Annotated in this window: 12 protein-coding genes and 1 pseudogene; 4 read left to right on the top strand and 9 right to left on the bottom strand. The window is 69.9% G+C overall.

Features of this window, described 5'->3' with window-relative positions; translation table 11 throughout:
* Positions 1 to 381: 381 nt before the first annotated feature.
* Positions 382 to 765: a VOC family protein gene (locus tag AC07FA_RS05895; RefSeq protein WP_479073476.1), complete on the top strand. Its 384-nt coding sequence runs from the start codon at positions 382 to 384 to the stop codon at positions 763 to 765.
* Positions 766 to 768: 3 nt separating this feature from the next.
* Here AC07FA_RS05895 and AC07FA_RS05890 read toward each other — a convergent pair whose 3' ends face one another.
* Positions 769 to 930, bottom strand: a complete 162-nt coding sequence (locus AC07FA_RS05890; protein WP_479073475.1) for a hypothetical protein — start codon at positions 928 to 930, stop codon at positions 769 to 771.
* 156 nt (positions 931 to 1,086) lie between these two features.
* Complete coding sequence (locus AC07FA_RS05885; protein WP_479074231.1) at positions 1,087 to 1,836, bottom strand: methyltransferase domain-containing protein; 750 nt, start codon at positions 1,834 to 1,836, stop codon at positions 1,087 to 1,089.
* A gap of 469 nt (positions 1,837 to 2,305) precedes the next feature.
* On the opposite strand from AC07FA_RS05885, the gene AC07FA_RS05880 reads away from it, so the two are divergent.
* Positions 2,306 to 2,611 (top strand): cupin domain-containing protein, encoded by a 306-nt coding sequence (locus AC07FA_RS05880; RefSeq protein WP_479073474.1) that lies wholly within the window; start codon positions 2,306 to 2,308, stop codon positions 2,609 to 2,611.
* A gap of 7 nt (positions 2,612 to 2,618) precedes the next feature.
* Here the strand turns inward: AC07FA_RS05880 and AC07FA_RS05875 are convergent, their stop codons facing one another.
* Positions 2,619 to 3,647, bottom strand: a complete 1,029-nt coding sequence (locus AC07FA_RS05875; protein WP_479073473.1) for an IS630 family transposase — start codon at positions 3,645 to 3,647, stop codon at positions 2,619 to 2,621.
* Between AC07FA_RS05875 and AC07FA_RS05870 the strand changes: the two are divergent.
* Together AC07FA_RS05870 and AC07FA_RS05865 are read left to right on the top strand one after the other, a co-directional pair.
* Positions 3,646 to 3,744: pseudogene (locus tag AC07FA_RS05870) on the top strand (VOC family protein); the annotation flags it as partial. The gene AC07FA_RS05875 and the pseudogene AC07FA_RS05870 sit on opposite strands and share 2 nt — an antisense overlap.
* Positions 3,745 to 5,936: 2,192 nt before the next feature.
* Positions 5,937 to 6,617 (top strand): ThuA domain-containing protein, encoded by a 681-nt coding sequence (locus AC07FA_RS05865; protein ID WP_479073472.1) that lies wholly within the window; start codon positions 5,937 to 5,939, stop codon positions 6,615 to 6,617.
* Positions 6,618 to 7,937: 1,320 nt separating this feature from the next.
* Here the strand turns inward: AC07FA_RS05865 and AC07FA_RS05860 are convergent.
* From AC07FA_RS05860 to AC07FA_RS05835, 6 genes are all read right to left on the bottom strand, one after another.
* Complete coding sequence (locus tag AC07FA_RS05860; RefSeq protein ID WP_479073471.1) at positions 7,938 to 8,381, bottom strand: hypothetical protein; 444 nt, start codon at positions 8,379 to 8,381, stop codon at positions 7,938 to 7,940.
* A gap of 146 nt (positions 8,382 to 8,527) precedes the next feature.
* A complete protein-coding gene (locus AC07FA_RS05855; protein ID WP_479073470.1) occupies positions 8,528 to 9,061 on the bottom strand; it encodes a GNAT family N-acetyltransferase in 534 nt (177 codons plus the stop codon).
* A gap of 275 nt (positions 9,062 to 9,336) precedes the next feature.
* The gene (locus AC07FA_RS05850; protein ID WP_479073469.1) at positions 9,337 to 11,010 is read right to left on the bottom strand and encodes a hypothetical protein; all 1,674 of its coding nucleotides are present in this window, start codon (positions 11,008 to 11,010) and stop codon (positions 9,337 to 9,339) included.
* The gene (locus AC07FA_RS05845) at positions 11,007 to 15,599 is read right to left on the bottom strand and encodes a hypothetical protein (protein ID WP_479073468.1); all 4,593 of its coding nucleotides are present in this window, start codon (positions 15,597 to 15,599) and stop codon (positions 11,007 to 11,009) included. Before AC07FA_RS05845 ends, AC07FA_RS05850 begins: the two co-directional genes overlap by 4 nt.
* Complete coding sequence (locus AC07FA_RS05840; protein ID WP_479073467.1) at positions 15,596 to 18,454, bottom strand: hypothetical protein; 2,859 nt, start codon at positions 18,452 to 18,454, stop codon at positions 15,596 to 15,598. The genes AC07FA_RS05845 and AC07FA_RS05840 overlap by 4 nt, the downstream gene beginning before the upstream one ends.
* Positions 18,454 to 20,394 carry a DUF6603 domain-containing protein gene (locus AC07FA_RS05835; RefSeq protein WP_479073466.1) on the bottom strand — a complete coding sequence of 647 codons (1,941 nt, stop codon included), beginning with the start codon at positions 20,392 to 20,394 and terminating at the stop codon, positions 18,454 to 18,456. The genes AC07FA_RS05840 and AC07FA_RS05835 overlap by 1 nt, the downstream gene beginning before the upstream one ends.
* Positions 20,395 to 20,396: the final 2 nt, after the last annotated feature.

The following is a 20,396-nucleotide window of genomic DNA, read 5'->3' as shown; positions in this document are numbered from 1 at the left end:
GCCTTCCGCGACGTGGGCTTCAGCCGACCGCAGCAACGTTTCGCCTCCGCCTGTGAACTACTCCTGGCCGACAGCGACGGCCGAGGCGGACGTCCCGGGGCAAGCAGAAGACCAGCACCGACTTCTGTACGGTCAAGGCGGCGATGGATGGACGCCGAACCGCACCGGTCCACTGTCCCCACACAACTGGAATCACGAGTATGCGGCAGAGCGATGAAGAAACGTTCACGCCGACCGCGCCGTGCCTCGGGCATGCATCGGGCGTGTCTCGGGCGTGCATCGGGCGTGCATCGAAAGTGCTGCCACGTGCCTGAGCTGTGGGTGCGGACGGTGAGCGCGACTCGGTGGCGTCTGGTGTCAAAGTCAGGCAGGCTGGCGCGCATGGTTTCGGTATTGCAGAACGTGGCGATTGACTGTGCGGATGCCTACGAGCTGGCCCGGTTCTGGAGCAGGGTGACTGGCCATCCACTACATCCGGAGGACGAACCGGGCCATCGGGAGACTCAGGTGCTGCTGGCGGAGGGCCCAGTGCTGTACTTCAACGAGGTGCCCGAGCCCAAGAAGATCAAGAACCGGATTCATCTGTGTCTGCGCCCTGAGACCTCACGTGAGCAGGAGGTGGAACGGCTGCTGGGGATCGGTGCCACCCTGGTCAGCGATCACCGCAATCCCGATGGCTCCGGCTGGGCGGTCCTTGCCGACCCCGAAGGCAACGAATTCTGCGTTCTCCGCAGCGAGTCCGACCGAGCCGCGATGCCATCCTGAGGCTCACGCTCCGGCATCCCACCACCGCGCCCCGGACTCGTGCCCGTAGGCGCGGTCGGTGGCGTCGACGTCGATGTGCAGCCTGCACTTCCCCTGCTCGGGCTCATCCCTGGGAAGGCCGTTGGCCATGCAGTGGGGATGCTGGCTCCGGAGAAGCGAGTTCATCTTGCGGCCTATGCCCGCTGAGAACCCCTCGCATTCGTTCCGTCCGCCGACAGGGCAGCGATGCCACGGCTTTCGCTTCGACCGGGAGTTGTACAAGCGACGCAACACCGTCGAGCGATCCATCACGTCGGCATCTGCCTCTGGTCTGCTCGTTGATCAAACAGATGCGGAACACACGGGCGGTTTCTGCCACACGGACACGTGGGATCTGCTGGACGCGGTGAAAGGCGTCTCGTTCCAGTCGGCCCAACGCTCGGACAGTTCAAGGCCGGCGAGCTTGGCCATCAGGTCGAGTTCGGAGGGCCAGACGTACCGATGAGGTGAGAGGAACGTGGAGCCTCGACCGTCCGTGATCGTGTAGTGGTGTGAGACCACATGCTGGTTGACCAGGTCGTATGTGTCGAAGCCGACGTGCTGGTCGCCGATGTGGAACGGGCGTGCGGTCTCGCCTGGCGGCAGACGCTGCAGGTCGGGGACGAACACCTCGATCACAAAACGGCCGCCCGGCTCAAGGTGCTCCGTTGCATTACGGAAGCAGGCGACTTGTTCATCCTGGGAGAGCAGGCAGGTGATGCCGTTATAGACGAGGTAGACCAGGCTGAACGTGCCTGGAGCCCGAGCGACCGTCATGTCTCCGACGATCACGGTCACACCGCCGCCGCCGGGCTTCTTGCCAAGCTCCTGGGCCATGGGCTCCGACTTCTCGATCCCGCCCACTCGCACGCCTCGCGCGCTCAGCGGAAGCGCGACCCGGCCGGTCCCCACCGCGAACTCAAGGGCAGGACCACGGCGCGCCCGGCCTTCGAGGAAGTCAACCGTGGGGTCCAAGACTTCGGGCAGGTACATGTGCTCCGACAACTCGTCGTAGCTCCGTGCTACCTGCTCGGTCCATACGTCCGCATCCATGGCGACGAAGGCTGCCACGCTGCCAGGCACATGTGCCATCGGATTTCGCCCGCTTCTCGGGCTGTCCGGTGTGACCGTCGCGGTGGGCGCGGTTCCGGTCCTCGCTCGGGAGGATTCGTCTCCGTAGGTGCGTCCCCGGGTCGACAGGCTGCCGTTGCCGTAGGGATACGCGGCGAGGGCCATGGTCTGGCCCGGACGGCGAGCCACCCTTTGGAGGCATCGACGTCGCTTCCCCCTTGCGACTGCACGACGAAGAAGCGGCTAGTGGCTCGTGCCGGATCGTTGGCCGGGTATTGGATGAGCTTCTAGCGTGGGTCGCGGGCCGGCTTCGCTCTGGACCCGGCGACAGGCTTTGCCAAACGGTCGACCACTTGTTTTTCCTGGTCAGGTAGCTTTCAGGGCATCCATTGATCTTTATGTGCGGGCCCGTTTCGGCATGACCGACCGGGTCCGTGAGGAGGGGTGTGCCATGAGTGCGGTCGACCTTGCGGAGACGGCGGCCGGTCTACCGGAGGCATGGAGCTCTCGCAAGCTGGGCATGGTGGGGGCGGCCTGCGTGAAGGTACTGCGCATGGACGGGCTGCCGGTCGAGGAAGAGAGCCATGGGGCCGCCGAGGCTCTGCTGGTCCTCGACGGCCGGCTGGAGCTGGAGGTGGACGGCATGCCGGTGTCGGTGCGGGCGGGCGAGCTGTTCATGGTGACGGCGGGGACTGTACACGCGGTCCGCCCCGGAAGCCGGGGCACGTTGGTGATCGTGGAACTGCCGGAGGAGTAACGGCTCTTCAGGCGGCCTTGGCCGGGTACTTGGTCCAGGTGCGGATGGGCGAGTCCGGGGCGAAGTTAGCCTTCGGCCCGGCCTGGGCGTTGTGCCAGCGCACGTAGGCGCCGATGGCGGTGTTCTGCTCGTGGTGGCTGCGGTGGTCGGTGCCGTTGAGGGCGAAGTAGCGCAGGGCGGCGAACTCGGACTCGATCCAGTTCAGCCACGAGCCGTAGGTCGGCAGGAAGACCAGTTCGGCGTCGTTGGCCGCGGCCCAGGCCCGCACGTTGGCGTGCTTGTGCGGGGAGAAGTTGTCCAGAACGACGTACAGCTTCTCGCCGGGCCAGCGGGCGCGCAGGGTCCTGAGCAGGGCCAGGAACTCGCGCCATCGTTTGCGCGGCCTTATCCGGTAGTACATTCTGCCGGTGGCCAGATCGAGGGCGCCGAGCATGTGCATCACCCCGTCGTACCGGTTGTACGTGGCTCGCAGACGACGAGGCGAGCGGCGTAGACGCCACGCCTTGCCCTTGCGCGGCATCAGATTCAGCGGCCCGAACTCGTCCACGCACACCACCCGGCCATCGGCCGGCGGCGTGTCGTACAGCGCCAGGACCCGGTCCATCTTGGCCATGAAGTCCGGGTCGTTCGAAGATTTCCAGGTGGTGGTCGACGGCCAGGAAACTTTGCCCTCGCGCAGTATCCGCCGCAGGGCCTCGCGGCCGACCGCCGGGACGACTGACTGTTTCACCAGGTGCCCGGCCAGCTTGGTCAGGCTCCAGGTGGAGAAGGCGGTGATGCGCCAGTCGGTGGGAGACGTCCGTGCGATCAGGCAGATGTGCTCGCGCACCTCGCTACTGATCGTCCTGGGGCGCCCCCCGCTCCATTTTGGGTCCAGTGCCTCGAACCCCCGTTCGTTGAAGGCATGGATGACATCGCGCACATAGTCGGCGCTGACCTGTATCAACGAGGTGATGTCCGGCACTGACTGGCCCTGGGCAGAGATCATCACCACGATCGCCCGCCGCAACTTCACCGGGTCCCGCGCCGATGACATCGATCAAGCAGTTCAAGTCACCTTTGACTGCGCAGAACCTGAGCGCGTCGCTCGTTTCTGGTGTGAGGTGATGGGGTATGTCGTATCGCCGGTGCCGCGGTAGCCGCCGTCTGCGATGACTGTGGTCCGGCAACGGTATGCCGGGTCGTCCACGCGGCTGGGGACCACGCACTCGCCATATGATCAGGCGGGACCACAGCCCGGCGTCAGCGCGCCATCACCGTCTTCGCCGACACGGCTCAAGACCCCGACTGCCTGTCCTCCACGTGTGTCGGAACTCCGCTGGTGTCACTGCCCCGTGGGTGGTCTGGCTCGTGGCGGGTTGGGGCGGTGAGCGCCGAGAGCGTGATGACGACAAGGAAGCTTGCCGTCAGCGCGCCCACGGCCCGGGTGAGGATGCGGATACGTCGTTCGCTGCCGGCTCGGGTGGACCGCGCGCTGGGCAGCGTCGCCGAGGCCCCCTCGGCTACAAGCTTCCTCAGCACGCGACTCACCTCTTCGGAATCGTCGTCGAGCTCGGAAACGCGTTGACCAATGACAACACGTGCATGGAGCAGCCGATTTCTGGCGACGGTAGTACTTGCTTCCGTTTCGGCGGCCGCCTGAGAGACGCTGAGCCCCAGACCGTCGCAGAGCAGGGCGATGCGACGGCATGCCGCAGGCAGTTCGAGCAGGGCCCTCAGGACCGGATCGGTTGGGGCGGGTTCGGCGCGTCGGAGCACGGGACGGAATCGGTGCCACGGAGATAGTGCGTACTCATGCGCCTGAGCGCGCACCCATCCGACGGGGTCAGGATTGCAGGCGACCTCGGGCCAGTGCTCCCAGGCGTGGTGGAAGGCGTGCTCCACGGCTTCAAAGGCGAACCCTCGGTTTCCCGTGAGCAGGCGGATCTGGTGAACAAGCCCTGGGGCGGCATACACGTATAGACCGTCGAAGGCATCCTCCGGGGTCACGGCTGACCGGAACGGCGGCCTGTTCGGGTCACGGTCGCGATCGGGAGATGCGTCAAGAGGTCGCTGCGGGCGCTCGTCGGGGTGCGTCGAAACGTAGCCGCCGCTGGGTGTGTGTGAGGGCCGTAGCAGCTTGGCCGGGCTCCGGCCGCAGGTGAGGGCGGCGGAGGGCGCGCTCCTGTTCATGCTGGGGTGAGTTGATGAGTCTCCTCGCCCGAACACGGGGAGGTCCGTACACCTGTGGTGGTTCACGGAGGTTCGTGCGGTGTCGCGGATCTGGGCGACCGGGTTCTCTACAGCGCTGCGGCTTCGGCGCGGAGCGCCTTCTTGGTTGTCTGACGGCGGGACGTTGAGGGCGGGGCGATCCGCCGTGCTGTGACTCATCGGTGTGCTGGGCTGCTCCGGGTAGGGGTACACATATGCGTATCTTGGACGATGCAGGAAGCTTTCTCCTGGTACGTTACAGACACGTACGATCTTGGTGCGCTTTTCTTCGGTAATGATCGCGATCGATCTAATCTGCGAGGCATACGGGCCGCAGTCGCCGTTAAAGGTGACGGTTCGATGACTAGTAGATCAGGGGCTGAGTGGCTACTTGGCCAACCGCTGGCCACGCGCGGTAGGCCTGACCGGGATCGTCCTGGAATTCGGCAGTGGGCGTGAGCAAAGGCACTCTCCATTGCGGGTGGAGGGTCTCGGCCAGTGGGCGGCGGGTGGCACGCGCCGACGGGCAGACGAGGGAGTATCGCCAGGCTGGCCCCCGGCGCCCCAGGTCACCGCGGTCATTCAAGGCGTTACGTGGCGCCTCTCCGGCCAAGCGAAGCTGCGTTCCCCCATCGGTCAACCACCGGCGCCATGCGCGCATTCGGCGCGACCGGCACCCGGCACTGTCCGCCTCGGTGAACTCGGTGCCCAAGGAAGTGGGGCCGGTCGGCAAGGCATCGACGGTCTGCCGAACCCGTCCTCCGGGAGAACGTCGCGCTCGTCGACAACCTCCACCACCTGTTCGAGGTCGACAACGGCTTCTGTCTGCGCTGGTTGCTCACACGATCCTGTACGCAGGTGTCGGCGGCCTGATGGCGGCGCTGTTCAGCGCGGCGCCGGCTGCGCGTTCGACAAGCTGGCCTTCCCGGCAAGGAGAAGCTGGGTGCACCTGGCCCGGTGGTCTTCAGCGCGTCGTACGTCCCCGCAGAGGTCCTCGAAGCCGCCAGGATGGATGGAGCCGGCGAGCTACGGCCCTGACCATCTCGGCCTGAGCCCGGGCGGCGAGCCCCCACAGGCCGCTTGAGCGGTGGCTCGCCGCCCCGGCCCGACCCACGCTGAAACACGGAGTGCCAGCATGCACCAGATCCGCCACCTGTCGGACGTTCTCGTATACACCCGCACCACGGGCTACCGCCACGAATCGATCCCCGCCGGGCAGGCGGCTCTGCGTGAGCTGGGCGAGGCGCACGGCTTCACGATGGAGACCTCCGAAGACCCTGCGGTCTTCACCGACGCCTCGCTGGCGGGGCGCAGTGCGGTGGTCTTCCTGTCCACCAGCGGCGAGGTGCTCACCCCGGCCGGACAGGCCGCATTGCGGCGCTGGATCTCGGACGGCGGCGGCTTCATGGGCATCCATTCCGCCGCGTGCACCGAGTACCACTGGCCCTACTACGGCGAACTGCTCGGTGCGCGCTTCGCCGGCCACCCCGACTTCCAGCCCGGCACCGTGCTCGTCGAGGACCGGAACCACCCGGCGATGATCCACCTGCCGTTGCGGTGGGAGCGGAACGACGAGTGGTACGACTTCCGGAGCAACCCGCGCCGTCCCGGCGTGCGCATCCTCGCCACGATCGACGAATCCGGCTACGAGGGGGGTGGCATGGGCGCCGACCACCCCCTGGTGTGGTGCCAGGAGCTGGACGTCGGCCGCTCCTTCTACACATCGCTGGGGCACGCGGGCGATGCCTACACCGACCCTGCCTTCCGCCGCCATCTCCTGGGCGGCCTGCGCTGGGCGGCGGGCACCCCAGGCTGACCCGTCGGGCGGCCGGGGGCAGCAGGAGCGATCACGCTGCCGAGGCGCTGGAGGATCTTCTCGCGGGCAACGCCGAGATCACACAGATGCAGATCCCCGCCGCCGAGCCCTTGGCCGGGCTGAACCATCCCACGATCAGCCGGGCAGTACATCGATCCATCAGCACGTGCGCTGGGCCCGCACCTCCATGAAGCGCGGGCCCTTGGTGCTTGAGGACGCGTCAGCGGCGTTGCACTGCACGGCTCTTTCGTGTGTACACGACGGTTCCTCCGAGGACGAGCGCCACGCTCAGTGCGGCGGCGCCCATGAGGAGGGGATCACTTCCGGTGTCGGGTAGCTGGGGCGGCCCGGGGTGGGTCGGAGTCGGGTTCTCGCCCGGCTCGTGCGGGGTGGCCGGCGGTGTGGAGGGGGGTGCCGGTGTCGGCTCGTGGGGTTCTTCGCATCCTGGCGCGGGCTCTTTGCCGGGCTCTGGTTCCTCACATGGTTCGTTGGGGTGGGTGGGGGGTGTGGATGAGGACGTCGGAGTGGGTGTCGGCGTGGGCTCGCCGGGCCCGCCCGGGTTGCTCGGTGGTGTGGAGGGGGGTGTCGGTGTCGGCTCGTGGGGTTCTTCGCATCCTGGCGCGGGTTCCTTGCCGGGCTCTGGTTCCTCACATGGTTCGTTGGGGTGGGTGGGGGGTGTGGATGAGGACGTCGGAGTGGGTGTCGGCGTGGGCTCGCCCGGCCCGCCCGGGTTGCTCGGCGGCGTGGAGGGCTGTGTCGGGCTCGGCGCGGGGTGGTCGGGGTGCCCGTCGCCGTATTCGCCGTATTCCTCCGGGGAGTTGTCCTGAGCCTGTAGCGCCGGGGCGCACAGGTCGCCGACCGCTCCGGAGGCGAGCTCGCCGAGATCGAGCCTCTTGCAGAGGTCCCCGGGAAGCCGCCCGATCTCCTGGTGGTGGCCGCCAGAGGTGGACCCGGGCGTATCACCGGTGCTGCCTGCCGAGTTCGCCGCCACTGCGAGGCCGCCGGTCAGCGACAGCATCCCCGCCACCGCGGCGGCGGTCAGAATCTTCCTACTGATGATGGAACGCATACCGCTCTTCCTCGTGGGAGAGGGAGAAGCCGCGAGGGACACCTGCCCGCAGGGCCTCTCCGCTGCTCGTCAGTCACCGATCGACCTCTGCGGAAACGCGGGCCCGTGCCGCGGCGGCTGGGAGATGTCGGACGGCGCATCACAGCCTTCGTCCTCCACCGCTGAGGGGCCCGCCTTTCACGAGGGGTCGTTGGGAGCGTAGGAACACAGTGGGACGGGGATCGGTCACCACACGGCAGATGATCCGTAGATCATTCGATTAGCCGCATCGGGGGATACTCCGGGTGTGGTCCGGTTGGGCCGCTGACCTCGATGCCGCCGGCTCTGCGCCATTCCAGGAAGTGCAGGTCGTCCAGGATCAGCAGGCGGACCTCGCAGGCCAGTACGCAGTCCAGCGCCTGGAGCCCGAGCTGGGCGGCGGTGGGCGTCTGGCGTCTGGGGTGGCCGAAAAATTCCGGCCTCGCTCGGTTCAGGTCCTTCATGCCGGTGGCCCCGGTGACCCCGGTGACCCCTGTGAGGCCGGTCAGGCCCACCCGGCACACCTGTCGCCGCTCATGCCGCTGTGCGGTAATCGCTCCGGCCTCGGCGATCTCGCGGAGATGAAACTCCCGCTCGCCAGCGAAGATAGGGGCTGCGGACCCCGTCAGCTTCGTGAGGGCCGGCCCGGTGTACCGGCGTCGGTCGATCTCGACCACGTAGTGCTGCACGGTGCGCCACCTGGTCTGGAGGAATCACGCGCTGCGCAGACTGCGACCTCGTGTTGGTACCGGGTGCGAGCAGGGCAGTCATCCCGGCGAAGGCACGCGAGGAAGTGCCCCGGTTTGAGCGCACAGCGGCGAGCCTAGGAGGCGAGCCTTCCGGTCAGTTTCCTTTCCCAGAACACTTCGTCGTGCCATGCGCCGTCGGCGTAGAAGTGGTCATGGGCGATGCCCCAGGAAGTGAATCCGTGCTTGCGGAGGACTGCCTGGGATGCGACGTTCTCCAGTTGGGTGTGCGCCTCCAGGCGATGCAGCTTCAGCTCGTCCTCGGCGATCCGCAGCGCGAGGCCGACGGCACGGCTCGTGTGCCCGAGGCCCTGGTGAGGAGAGGAGACCCAGTAGCCGAGGAACCCCTTCTGGAACGGGCCGCGCAGGATCGAGCTGATGGCGACCTGTCCGATGACGGTCTCGTCACACACCACGACGCCGGGCCACGCGAGCCCCTGGGCATGGGAAGCCAGAAGGGATTCGATGACCGAGGCTTGCCCGTCGGGCGTGTAGAACTCCGCGGGCCTCGCGGGCAGCCAGCGCGCATACGCCTTCTTGTCCTGGGCGAGCAGGCCGGCGAGCGCGGGGCCGTCGGAGGGCTCGATCAAGCGGATCGACGTGGAGTTCACGGGGGTGCTCTGCTGTCTTGTCGGAGCGGGTTTTCGGTCGGTCGCGCGCGAGTCTTACGGAGGTCGCGCTCGATGCTACGCCGCCGTCAGCCCGGTGGCTTCGGGGAGGTCCGCCGGCCCACGTGTCCGGCGTGCCTGATCACCCCGACGCGTCAGCGGACACCACAGGGTCGGGCCGCGAGCCGATAGCTACACACGGAAAGTGCTTTCGTCTGGCGACGACAAAACCCCGGACTAGGCCCATCGTCCCAGCTCACGAGAGCGCTGTCGCGAGGCTAGGGCTCGTCCAGCACGTCGAAGCGCAAGCCGCTCGAACCGCCGCCGAAGCCGCTCACCTTGCGACGGGTCGTCCAGGAGTGTGGCGCACCGTCCTGCCACCGGGTGAACTGACGGCTGCGCTCGACCCTGATGCCGGAGCGCGGCACCTCCTCCTCGAACAGCCAGTCCGTCTCGCCCAGAAGCCGGCCGAGCGGCGCCCCAGGGGAGGACTCGTCGCGGACCAGACCGGCGAGGCGGAAGCGGATCGACTCCATGTCGGCGAGCACCTGCGGCACCAGCGGGTACCAGTGCGCGGGGACTTCGGTCGCCACCAGGTAGCGCGGGGCGGTGCCGGGCTCGGGCGTCGGACGTGGGCGGGCAGCGGTCGTCCAGCGTTCGTGGCGGTCGACCCGCTCGTCGGCACGGTCGGCCACGGACTCCTCCACGGCCCAGGCGAGGTTGGCCTGTTCGTCGCGCAGCAGAACCACCGATTCCACCGGACGGCTCTCCAGTCCGCCCGGCAGTGAGGCCGGCCGGTACATCCAGGGCGAGGGCGGGGTGAACATGTCGGGGGTGCGGAATGGGTACGCCGTGTCCCCCAGGCCGTAGAGGTTCCAGCCCTCGCCGTCGTCGGCGGTGGCGTGGTGGAGGGGGGCCTCGCCGCCGAACACGTCGGTGACGGTGCAGTCCACGACCCGGCTCAGGGAGCCGACGACGAGCGGCAGCGGGATGCAGAACCAGTCGCTGTTGTACACCGTGGCGAAGGCGACGAGCATCAGCCGCCCCAGGTCGGCGGGGGACGCGTCGATGGAGCCGAAGTCGGTGCGGGCGTCCTCCATCTCCCAGAAGCGGGACACGGGCATGCCGCCGTACACCGCCGGCGTCGGGATGATCCTGCGCCCTTCCCGCCGTGTCGCGCTCGCGTCGACGGGCAGTTGGGCATCCGGAGCGTCCACGGCCCACCAGTCGAGATGGCCACCGTGGTACTCGTCGGCGCTCAGTTCGAGGCCCGGCAGGCTGGAGGCGGACACCTCGAAGGCGTACTCGAGCCGGTTGGCGTTCCACGCCTCGGGCGGCGCGGACGCCTCGGCCTGCTCCACCACCGGCACGCGTGCCTGCCACCAGGACAGCCAGGCCGCCGCTGCGGTGGCCAGGGCGTCGCGGGCCGTGTCGGGGGCGTCGAACTCCTTGGCAGCTGTCTCGTCGCGATCGGCGAGGCGAGCGAGCCAGGGGGCGAGGGCGAGCGGGTCGGGGAGCCGGTCGCGGACGGCTGCGGACAGGCCGGTCGGAGCGAGCGGGCCTTCGGTGTCGAAGGGGCAGACCCGGGCGAAGGCCGGCAGCAGGGCAATGAGTCCGGCGGCAGCCAGCGCCCGGCGCCAGCGCAGCGCGCCCGCCACCAGCAGCCGGCTGTCGGGCCCCTCCACAGGTTCCTGTTCGACCAGTGCCTCCAGCACCATCGTGGCAGGGTCGTACGGCTGCCACTCGGCGTCGGCGTCGCTGCGCCAGCGGTCCAGCCTGTGGGTCTCCTGGGCGATCGAAACCGACACAGGGGAAGCGGCGTCATCCCCCCGGAACTCCCCGAACCCGTACTGGCGGGCGAGGAACCACGCGGCGTCAGCGGTACGGGCGGCGAGTGCCTCCTCCATACCGGTGTCACGCGGCACAGGCTCGTACCTGAACATAGTGCTCATAGCGGCAACATCCCATGCTCCGGCCTCAGCCACTGCACGGGCAGCAGTCCGCGCAGATCGAACAGGTCATTGAGGTCCATGCCGCGCAGCCGGGCCAGGGCGAAGGTCTCTTCGACGACGGCGTGGACGTCCTGCATCCGCCAGCCGCGCTGTGGGTCGGGTGGCACGGCCAGCAGCACTGCCTGCGGGGCCCGGGCGTCGGGCTGGTTGTAGTGGAAGGCGAGCCCGCCCAGCTCCTCCTGGTCGCCGGGGTCGCCCCTGGCGGGCTCGGGCACGTTCTCGGTCCAGGCGTCCACGACCAGCCCGGCGATCCGGTCCGGGTCGGGCGCGCCGTCGGCGCGCAGCACCGCACAGTGATGCGGGGCGGGGTTCTTGCGGGACGGTACGGGGGCCGGACCGCGTGCGATCCACGGTTGCCCGACGGGTAGTTGGGCCACGACGGCGGCGCACGGTGCCGTTCCGGACAGCGTCTCGGCGGCCGTCAGCGCGTCACCCAGGACGCGCGCCTGCGGCCTGACCCGTTCCATGTCCAGCAGCCAGTCCATGACCGCTTCCTCGTCGGCGCCCTGCGGGGCGGGACCGGTCAGCGCGGTTGCCGCGACGCTGCCGTTCAGACGGAGTACGGGCAGGACGGGCAGCGCCCGGCCGAACACTGAGGAGACGGTTGTACGGAGCTGTGTCACCCACCCCAGCACCGCCGACGGCTCCTGCGGCGGAGGTCCCGGCAGCGGGGGGAGCGGCTCGGCCCGGAAGCGGCTCAGTACTGCATGAGCCTGCTCGCGCAGCGCGTCCACCTGCTCGGCGCCCGTAGTCGGCCAGGCGTTGGACACCCCTAGGTCGGCGAGGAGCTCCAGCCTCCGCACCACCTCGTCGGCCGTGTCCGGCAACTCCTCGATCTCCTCGGCCAGTTCATCGAGCGCGGAGGTGACCGCCTCGTGCCAGGCGGTGATCCGGGACGCCAGTTCCGGAAGGTCGGCGGCCGACCAGTCGGCACCCGCTCCGGCGTCCAGATCGGTGAGGAGCAACGGCCGGCCTGCGGCCAGCACATCAGCCAACGACCGGCACAACAGCTGAAGTTCGGCGAACCGCGCCGCTCCGGCCTCCGTGACCCGCACGCCCGCGGGCGCCTGGCGCAGGAGCCGCCCCGCCAGGGTGCCGCCAGGGTCGCCCAGGGCGGTGGACGCCTGGTCCGCCCGGTTGCCGAACAGCCCCGCGCCCAGCACCGTCTCCAGCGCGCAGACTCCGAGCTCGGCCAGGCCGACCGGGGTGGGCGAGTCCGGGTCGCCGAAAGCGAAGCTCCAACCGGATGAAGGGCCGAGGCGGGTCTGGCACCAGCGCTCCAGGGCGGGATCGAGGGCGGCCAGCGGCCGGTCCGCCGCCCAGCCGTCCGTGCCGGTCGTGGGAGCCAGCAGGCCGAGGCGGTGCGTGATGTCGACGGCGGCGCGCGGGGTGCGCAACACCTCGAAGTCCTGGGGGAGGTTGTCGCCGCGCGCGATGCCGTCGGCGGCCTGTCCGGCGCGCTGCGGGTTGCCCGCGACGAGGTGGTGGACGCTCTCGGCGAGCAGCAGGTCGCCGACGGCGTCGATGGTGGCCTCCAAGTCCTTGACGAGCGGGAGGGCCTGGTCCAGCAGGGGCAGCAGGTCGGCGGTCAGCCGCAGGGAGACCAGATCCTGGAGCTGACGGCCGTGTGCCACGAAGTCGGCGACCAGAGCCTGGCCGTCGACGACGTCACGGGCGGCTGTCGCCGTACGGGCCTTCTCACTGTCCGGCGCTTCGGGATCGGCGAGGTGCGGTGTGGGATAGCCGGTGCGGAACGCGTTGATCAGCTGGTCCAGGTGGGCGTCGTGCAGGGCGCGCTCGAACCGGTAGCCCAGCAGCGCGCCGAGAGTCTGGCCCGACCGGATGCCGTCCACCACGGCGAGCGCCTTGCGCACGCGGTTCGCCCTGAGGTCGATGGAGAACGCCTGTTTGTCGGAGTGGCTGAGCCAGCCCGAGCGCAGGACGGCGGCGGTGGTGGCCTGGTGCATGGAGGGGGCCACGAGATAGCCGTCGTTGTTCTGCCCGGACGTGCCGTCCTCGTCCTCCCCGGAGTCGTCTCCGGTGTCGGCGGGGATTTCGCCCAAGAGCGAGGCCTTCCGGGCCTCCTCGTCCTCAGGGACCTCTTCATCTCCCTCAAGGGCCCCCTCACCGCCTTCGGTGACCTCGACACCGCCCTCAGGAGCCCCCTCACCGCCTTCGGTGACCTCCTCGCCACCCTCCCCGTCCTCTCCGGCCATCTGCTCGTCGTCCTCCGGATCGGTCGGCACGCTCGGCGGTTCCCAGCCCCGGGGATGCAGATCGGTGACCCAGCCGTACGCGCCGAGGTGGGTGCCTTCGGGGCGGTCGTGGCGCAGACGGTCGAGCCGGGCCGAGGCGACGGACGTGATCCACGCGTCCAGGCGGTGGGACTGGGCGTCCAGCACCTCGCAGAGCAGCCGCTCCAGCCGCGGCAGGTCCCCGCAGGCCAGACCTTCGGCGACGGCGAGCCGGTCGATGGCCATGGACGCCCAGTCGAAGAGGTCCGGAACCGTGTCGTCGGGGACCGTCACCCGACCGTTCAGCAGGCTCACGACGGACTCCAGCGCGCCACCGGACTGTGCGCGCTGCTCATTCCGCTGGTGGTACATGTACAGGACGATGCCGGCGAAGTGGTACCAGAGCCCCAGACGGCCGTCGCGCAGTCCCTTGAAGGCAGGGGCCAGGTCGAACATCTGCTGGAGGACCTCCGGCGGGACGTCGGCGTTCTGGGATCGCATCCGGCCGATCTCGCGCAGGACACCGAAGAGCGTGCTGAGCGGCCCGGCGTTCAACAGCTCCTGAAGTTCCGGCGTGGCCTCGGTGGCGACGGAGAACTCCAGGGGGAAAGGCGGGATCGCCATGTCGGGGGGCTCCAGCCAGGCGAAATTGCTCTTGACCGGGATACCGACCGGGGTGAAGGGCACAGGCTGGAAGGGCGGGTCTACGGGCACCTGCTGCACAAAACGCACCCGGCGTGAGGCGGGCAGCCGGTGCAGCAGGTCGTTGATGACCTCGTCGGCGTCTCCGCCGCTGCCGACGCTCGGCGAACGCCAGGACTGGAGCTCGACGTGGGTGCGGAATGCCTCTATGTGGTTGAGGATCCGCAGGTCGACCTCGGTGCCGTGCCACAGGTCGAGCGAGGTGACGGGCAGGATGCCGTACGGCTGGCGGCCGACGCGCAGCGTGGGCAACCGGCCCCGGGCGCGGACGTGGTCGATGAAGTGCGAGACGAGGAAGGTCAGATTGACGGGGGTATTGACGTCGTAGTCCTGCCATCTGGTGGATGCGGCGGCCATGGCGCCGATCGCCGCGTGCAGCTCGGTCAGCAGGTCGTGGTCGTCGGCGTCGAGCCCGTCGGCGGTCTCGGCCACTACACGTCCGGCGACAGGGCCGAGGGCCAAGGTGGTCCGGGCAGCGGCCTGGGGATCTCCGGGGGCGAGGTCGCCGAGGGCGGCGCGCTGCGCGTCGGCCTCCTCGGGGGTCGGCGGGGGCATGCGGGTGCGCCAGGCGGACCTGGTGGCCTCGGTGTTGTTCGTGGGTGTGCCGGTGGGCAGCACGGCCAGGCCGTCGGTGCAGCGGTGCGCGTCCAGCAGGGCGCCGATCAGCTCCGCAGTGTGCTCCGTGGTCCCGCCCCGTACCCCGGCGACGGTGACCAGTGCGAAGTCGGGCCGCATCTCGCCCTCGATGAGGACTTTGACCCCCATGCCCACGCGGACGGCCTCGTCGAAGTCGCTCAGCCAGGCGGGAGGCTCGGGCGAGCCCTGGCCGGGGCCGACGTCGAGCACCTCGGGGATGGGCGCGCCCTCCTCCCGCCAGAGCAGCACGGGTTGTCCGCCGCTGTCGGCCTCGTAGCCGGAGAACACCAGCCGGTCGGGCAGCACGTAGCTGTGCGCCGCCCGGGACCAGGCGCCTTCACGCATCTGCGGCTGCGCCGCCCACGGCTCCGGTGACGGCCCGATGGCGCCGGCCGGGGTCTCCGTGTCCGGCGGCTCCGTCCGGTCGGGCCGCAGCGCCTTCACCGCCCAGGCAGCACGTCCGGGGCCGATCGCGGCGACGAGCCGCGTCCAGGCTCCCTGGCGGCGCTCGTAGTGGGGACCCGCGGCCCACACCTCGCGCCAGTACGCCTCGGTTGCGGCGCGTTCGGCCGCGGTGAGGGCCGGATCGTGGGAGTCGACGTGGATGTCGTCGGGGTAGGCACGGATCAGCAGTTCCAGGGCGGCCTCTCCGGCGTTGCGGTACACCGTCTCCAGGCGGAGCGGGAGGAGGAGCAGCGGATCGGCGTTGCTGTCGTCGTCCCAGAGCTTCGGTTCCGCGGCGGCCAGTTCGTCGTAAGCCTCGCGAGCGGCGTCGTGGCGCGTCTCCTGTTCGGCTGCATCCTCCTGCGCCGCGGTCAACTGTTCGGTTTCCATTCCCGGTTCCCCAGCCACCATGCGCTTGGTGCACATGGACAGTTCCGTGCGGGCGCCCTGCAGGCTGATCCGGGCGTCGCGGACCTCCTGGCGGGCCCGAGCCAGTTCCAGGTTGATGCTCACCGCGGGTCTCCGATCAGTTTGCGGGCCGACATGAGGACCCGGAAAGGCCGTTGCAGGGACACCATCGCCACCGTGGCGGCGTTCCACCGGTCCGGTCCGGGCTGCTCCTGTGCGGGCACCTCGGGCATCGCGGAGAGATCAGCGAAGCCGCCTTCCGGGACCTGCTGCCAGGTGAGGTCCGACCAGTGCTCGTACGGAGGCGGCGCAGGAGCAGGTTGCGGGGGCGGCGGAGGCGTCACCGGGATGTCGAATCCGAAGCGCATCCGGTAGCTGTTCTCGGCGAGCACGAACCACCAGTCATGGATGTCTCCGTCCAGCACGAAGGTGTAGGCGACTGTCCGCTCATCCAGGGTGAGCACCATCTTCGGGTGCTGCCACGTGTCCTCCGCCAGGTTCTCTGTGTCGCTCACCGACGACGCCGGCACGGCGGCGACGATCAGGTTGGGATACCGGCGCACGAGACGACCCCGGATGAGCAGGACATCGACCTCGCCGGCGTCCAGGGCGAGCTGGGCGCCGAGTCCCTGGTCCCGTGTCCAGCTGTGCACGGGCGGGACGTCCGGCGCCCCGTCCGGACGTGGCCAGAAGTGGGTGAAGGGGCTGCCACGCAGGTCCGTGGGGTACTCGCGCCAGCGCATCTCGCGGTTGATCTCGTCGTTCACGCCGACCATGAAAGAGGCGATGAACGGCGCGTTGGCCTGAAGCAGCACGGCCCGGTCGTCGGGGATCTCCGCCGAGCCCGGCAGGAACCAGTCGGGGGCGTCCTTCTGCAGGGCCAGTGCCATGGGCGCGGCGAAGTCGGGGCACGCCATGATGGGTTCGCCCGGTGCCTCGGGCACGGTGAACGCGTTCTCCGACAGGACGGTGACCGAGCTGTCCAGCCTGGCCGAGAGCAGCGGGGCGGGGTCGAGGGCCTGGGTGAGGCGGCCGCCCATCGCGCCCGCGTCGACGGGCACGCCGAACTCCAGGATGTGCGTCGCGGGATCGTCGGCCATCGACGCGTCCGGCATCAGCGCCGTGTCGGGCTCGACCAGCGTCATGACGGCGTCCGGGGGACGCTCGGCGAAGGCCGGGGACACGTCGCCGACCAGGTTGGCCGGGTCGGCGACGGACAGTGCCCGGAACAACCGGCTCGCCCCGGTGAGAGGCGCGTCCTCCGGCGCGAGGGCCGCCCCGAGCGTGGCGGCCGGGCGGTCCAGGAGCGCGGTGATCGCGCTCGCCTGGGTGTCGAAGCCGTTCGCCAGGGCCGAGGGGGCCATGGCCGACAGAAGCCTGATCCGCTCGGCGTCGCGCAGCTCACCGGTGGCGCGCACCGCGTTGTTCACTGTTGCGTTGAGTGCGTTCGCGTCCTCCCCGTCCATCGGCTCGGGCTGCGTCGGCCGGGTCACCATCGCCGTCGGCAGCGACGGCAGCAGCTCGCCGCTGAGCGTGCGGCGTGCGTACGACTCGCTGTCGAGGCCCGCGTGCCGGGCCAGCGGCCCACGGCGGCGCAGCAGCCGCCGCAGGGCGGGAGCGACCAGCTCGTTCGGGGCCGGGCTGACCGCGACCTCCGTCTTCAGCGGCAGCTCGCTGTCGGTACGTACGCGGTCGCGCACCGGGGCTGCGAACCCGAGGGTCTCGTCCGGCGCGAGAGTCTGCACGTCGCGCCGGTGCACCGACCCGGACACCTCGGCGCAGAACGCGGTGCGGTTGCGCAGCCGGTTGGCTTCGCGGACGGCACCGATCTGGTCCCATGCCCTGGCCATCAGCCACTCCTGGTTGTCCCGCACCCAACCGGTGCCTAGGGAGGCCGCGATTCGGGTCTCCGGACCGAGATTGAGCTCCTCGAGCCACCCCTCCTCGCGGTCACCGATCCGGTCGCGCACGGCCGGATGGCCGCCGTACAGGGGCGGTGCGACCACGTCCTCCCTGCCCCGGTCGATGTACACGCCGACCCGCTCGGCGAAGTCGATCAAGGCGGTTCCCGGCCCTTCCGTGGGAGTGTCGACCAGCTGGAGCGCGCCCTGCACGGTGATGGTCTGCCGGGTGCCGGGCGGCCCGTCGGAGGCGAGCGGCTCGTCGTACAGCCAGGGCTCGGTGATGTCCACGGTCCGCCCCGCCAGCAGGGCGCTCTCCTCGGGCGACAACGGGACGATCGCGGTGGCGAGTTGCTCGAAGTCGCCCGGCGCGCCGGTGCGGAACTGCCAGCTGTAGTACACGGGCAGCTGGACGCCTGTCTGGCCCGGCCACCAGGCGTCGCCGTGGGGCTCGGCGTCGGTGAGACCGCCGGTGAGCCCCGCCACGACCCCGCCCTGGAAGGCGGGCACGACACAGGCCGTGTAGTCGGTGTCCGACTTCAGCCGTAGGGGACACAGCAGCCGTGAGGTCAGCGGCTCCGACCGGCCCGCCGGGCGCTGCACGTGGGCCCACTGCCAGGACTGTCCCAGCGAGGGCAGGGCGGCGGCGTCCACGTCCACGAACGGCAGCGCGCGGCCGCTCCGCAGCGGGTGCCCGGCGGTCTCCAGCGCTACCAGGACCAGCCAGGGCCGCAGCCTGTCGCCGTCGGGGCGGGCCGGCGTGAACAGCCACGGCAGTTCGGGCGCGTCGAACTCGACGCAGGCCATGTAGTTCGGCTCGGCGTCCTGGATGCCGGGTGGCGGGTCGACCCGTACCACCCGCCCGGTGTCGATGCCGATCACACCTTCGGGGCCGAGCATCCGCAGGCCACCGAGAGGCGGCCGGACCTTCATCTCCCTGTTGGGCCCGACGAGCGTGAGTTCGGGCGTGATCAGCGCCGGTCCGTCGGGCACCGTACTGCTGAGCGCCGCGCCGATGGAGCTCTGCATGTACGGGGCGAATTCGAGGTCTTCGGGCATCAGCTCCCCACCTCCCATGCCTCGACGGCTCGTACACCGGCGAGAGCGCCGCACCGCAGCAGCAGCTCCGCGTCCGTGGGCGTCGGCCCGTCCTCCGCTGTCTCCACGGGGGCCATCGACCACGTTGACACCGCGGCGATCGGCGCTCGGTCGGCCACGAGAAGGGTGAATTCGGTCTGCCACCACCGCGGGTCCCGTACGGAGGTCGCGACGGCCACGTCCTCGGCGTCAGCCAGAGACGCGATGCGCAGGAACCGCAGCAGACTCAGGGGCCGCTCGGGACGGGGGTCCGGGACCACCCTCGTCTCCCAGTCCAGCGTGGCCTTGACGAACGCGTCGTTCTCCGGCTCGGAGATGTCGGCCGCGAAGCGCCTGCCCGAGCGGTAGGTCTCGTACGCGGGACGGGTCAGCTGCTCGTCGTCGCTGAGCCTGCGGAACTGGCCGGGGGCGAAGACGTCCTCGGTCGGTCCGTCGTAGGCCTCCTCTCCGCCGAGGGTGGACAACGCGACGTCCCAGTTCTCCGGGGGGTCGACCACCGACGGGCCGAAGCGCTCGATGTCCACCCCGAAGGGCAGGACACGCTGCCGGGCGACGATGGTGCCGTGCGGGTGGACCAGACTGCCATCGCCGATCAGCCGGTTGGCGGCCGCGGACAGCAGCACAGGTAGGTATTCGCCCTTGGCGGGCGGTATCGCGCTCCACGCCTCCGGGCGGCTGAACGCCTTCTCCAGCCTGCCCTGCAGATTCGCCGGTTCGGCCGGCAGGGCGGGCGGAGGATTGCCCCAGCGCTCGTCGAAGCTGAAGGAGGCGCTGAACAGGAACAGATCGATACTGCCGTGCCCGACCGCATGCCAGGGCGCCGGCCCTTCCAGTGTCAGCGCGAAGGCGATGCCGAGCAGTGACTCACCGAACACCTCGACGGAGACCGAGCCACGCATGGCGGCGGTGAACGACAGGGTCGGTTCCCGCCGGATCAGTACATCGAGTCCGAACTGGCCGCGCAGACCGCAGTCGGCGATCTCCGCGACCAGCGAGATCCGGGCCCCGAACTGGAGGGTGTTGCTGGTGATCGCGAAGTATGCCTGGCAGCGCAGCTGGATCCAGGGCACCGGCGAGAGGTTCATGGTCAGCCGGTGCAGTGCCGGGACGCCGCGCGGGATGGGGTAGGCCGGATGGAAGCCGCCGGCGCTGAGGACGAACGTCGGGTCGCGTCCGCCCCGGCTCAGCAGCAGGACATCCCCTTCGAGAGGCACCCCCGCCATGTGCGAGCCGGTGAGGCTCGCCATCAGCAACGCGCTGGGCTCGGAGCTGTCGTACTGCCCGGCGAAGGTGGCCTTGAGGTCGATCAGCGGCACCGCCGGGTCGGGCACCGCGACGCGCAGCACGCCGAGCAGCGACAGCCGTACAGGGTCGGGCAGCTCGGCGACGACGGCAGCCGAGACGGAGACGATCCGTCCGCCCCAGGAGACCTGGAACATCGGCCCGACGACAGCGCGCCCGGGTGCGGTCGGGAACAGCGCCGGCAGCCGCGGCACGACGCGCTGTGCCGCGGCCACGGGGTCGGGGGGAAACAACAGGTCGTCGGCCGTGCCGTCGGCGATGGCGGCGATCAGGGCCTCCTGGTTCACCGCCTTGTTGATGCCCACCACGCCGCCGACACCGCCGAGCGAGAAGCCGAGGCCGAGTTGGAGGCCGGGCGGGGGGAGGACGGCGCCGATCAGCGCGACGAACGCCGGGCCGCCCGGTGCCGCGAGGTTCAGTTGCCCGAAGGCGGTCACCGTAGTGGCCGGCACGGCCGCACTCAGCACACCGGAGTACGAGTCAGGCTGCCGGCACTCCAGACGGCCGCGCAGCCGCACCGGAGGCAGTGGGATGTCGATGTCCAGCTTCGTCGGGTCGTCCGCCAGCAGTGCCAGGTCGAGTCCGAAGACGCCGCCCATGT

The organism is Streptomyces sp. NPDC045968 (genome assembly GCF_056430475.1).
Note: the sequence above shows the minus strand (reverse complement) of the source record. Positions and strands in the feature narration are given on the sequence as shown.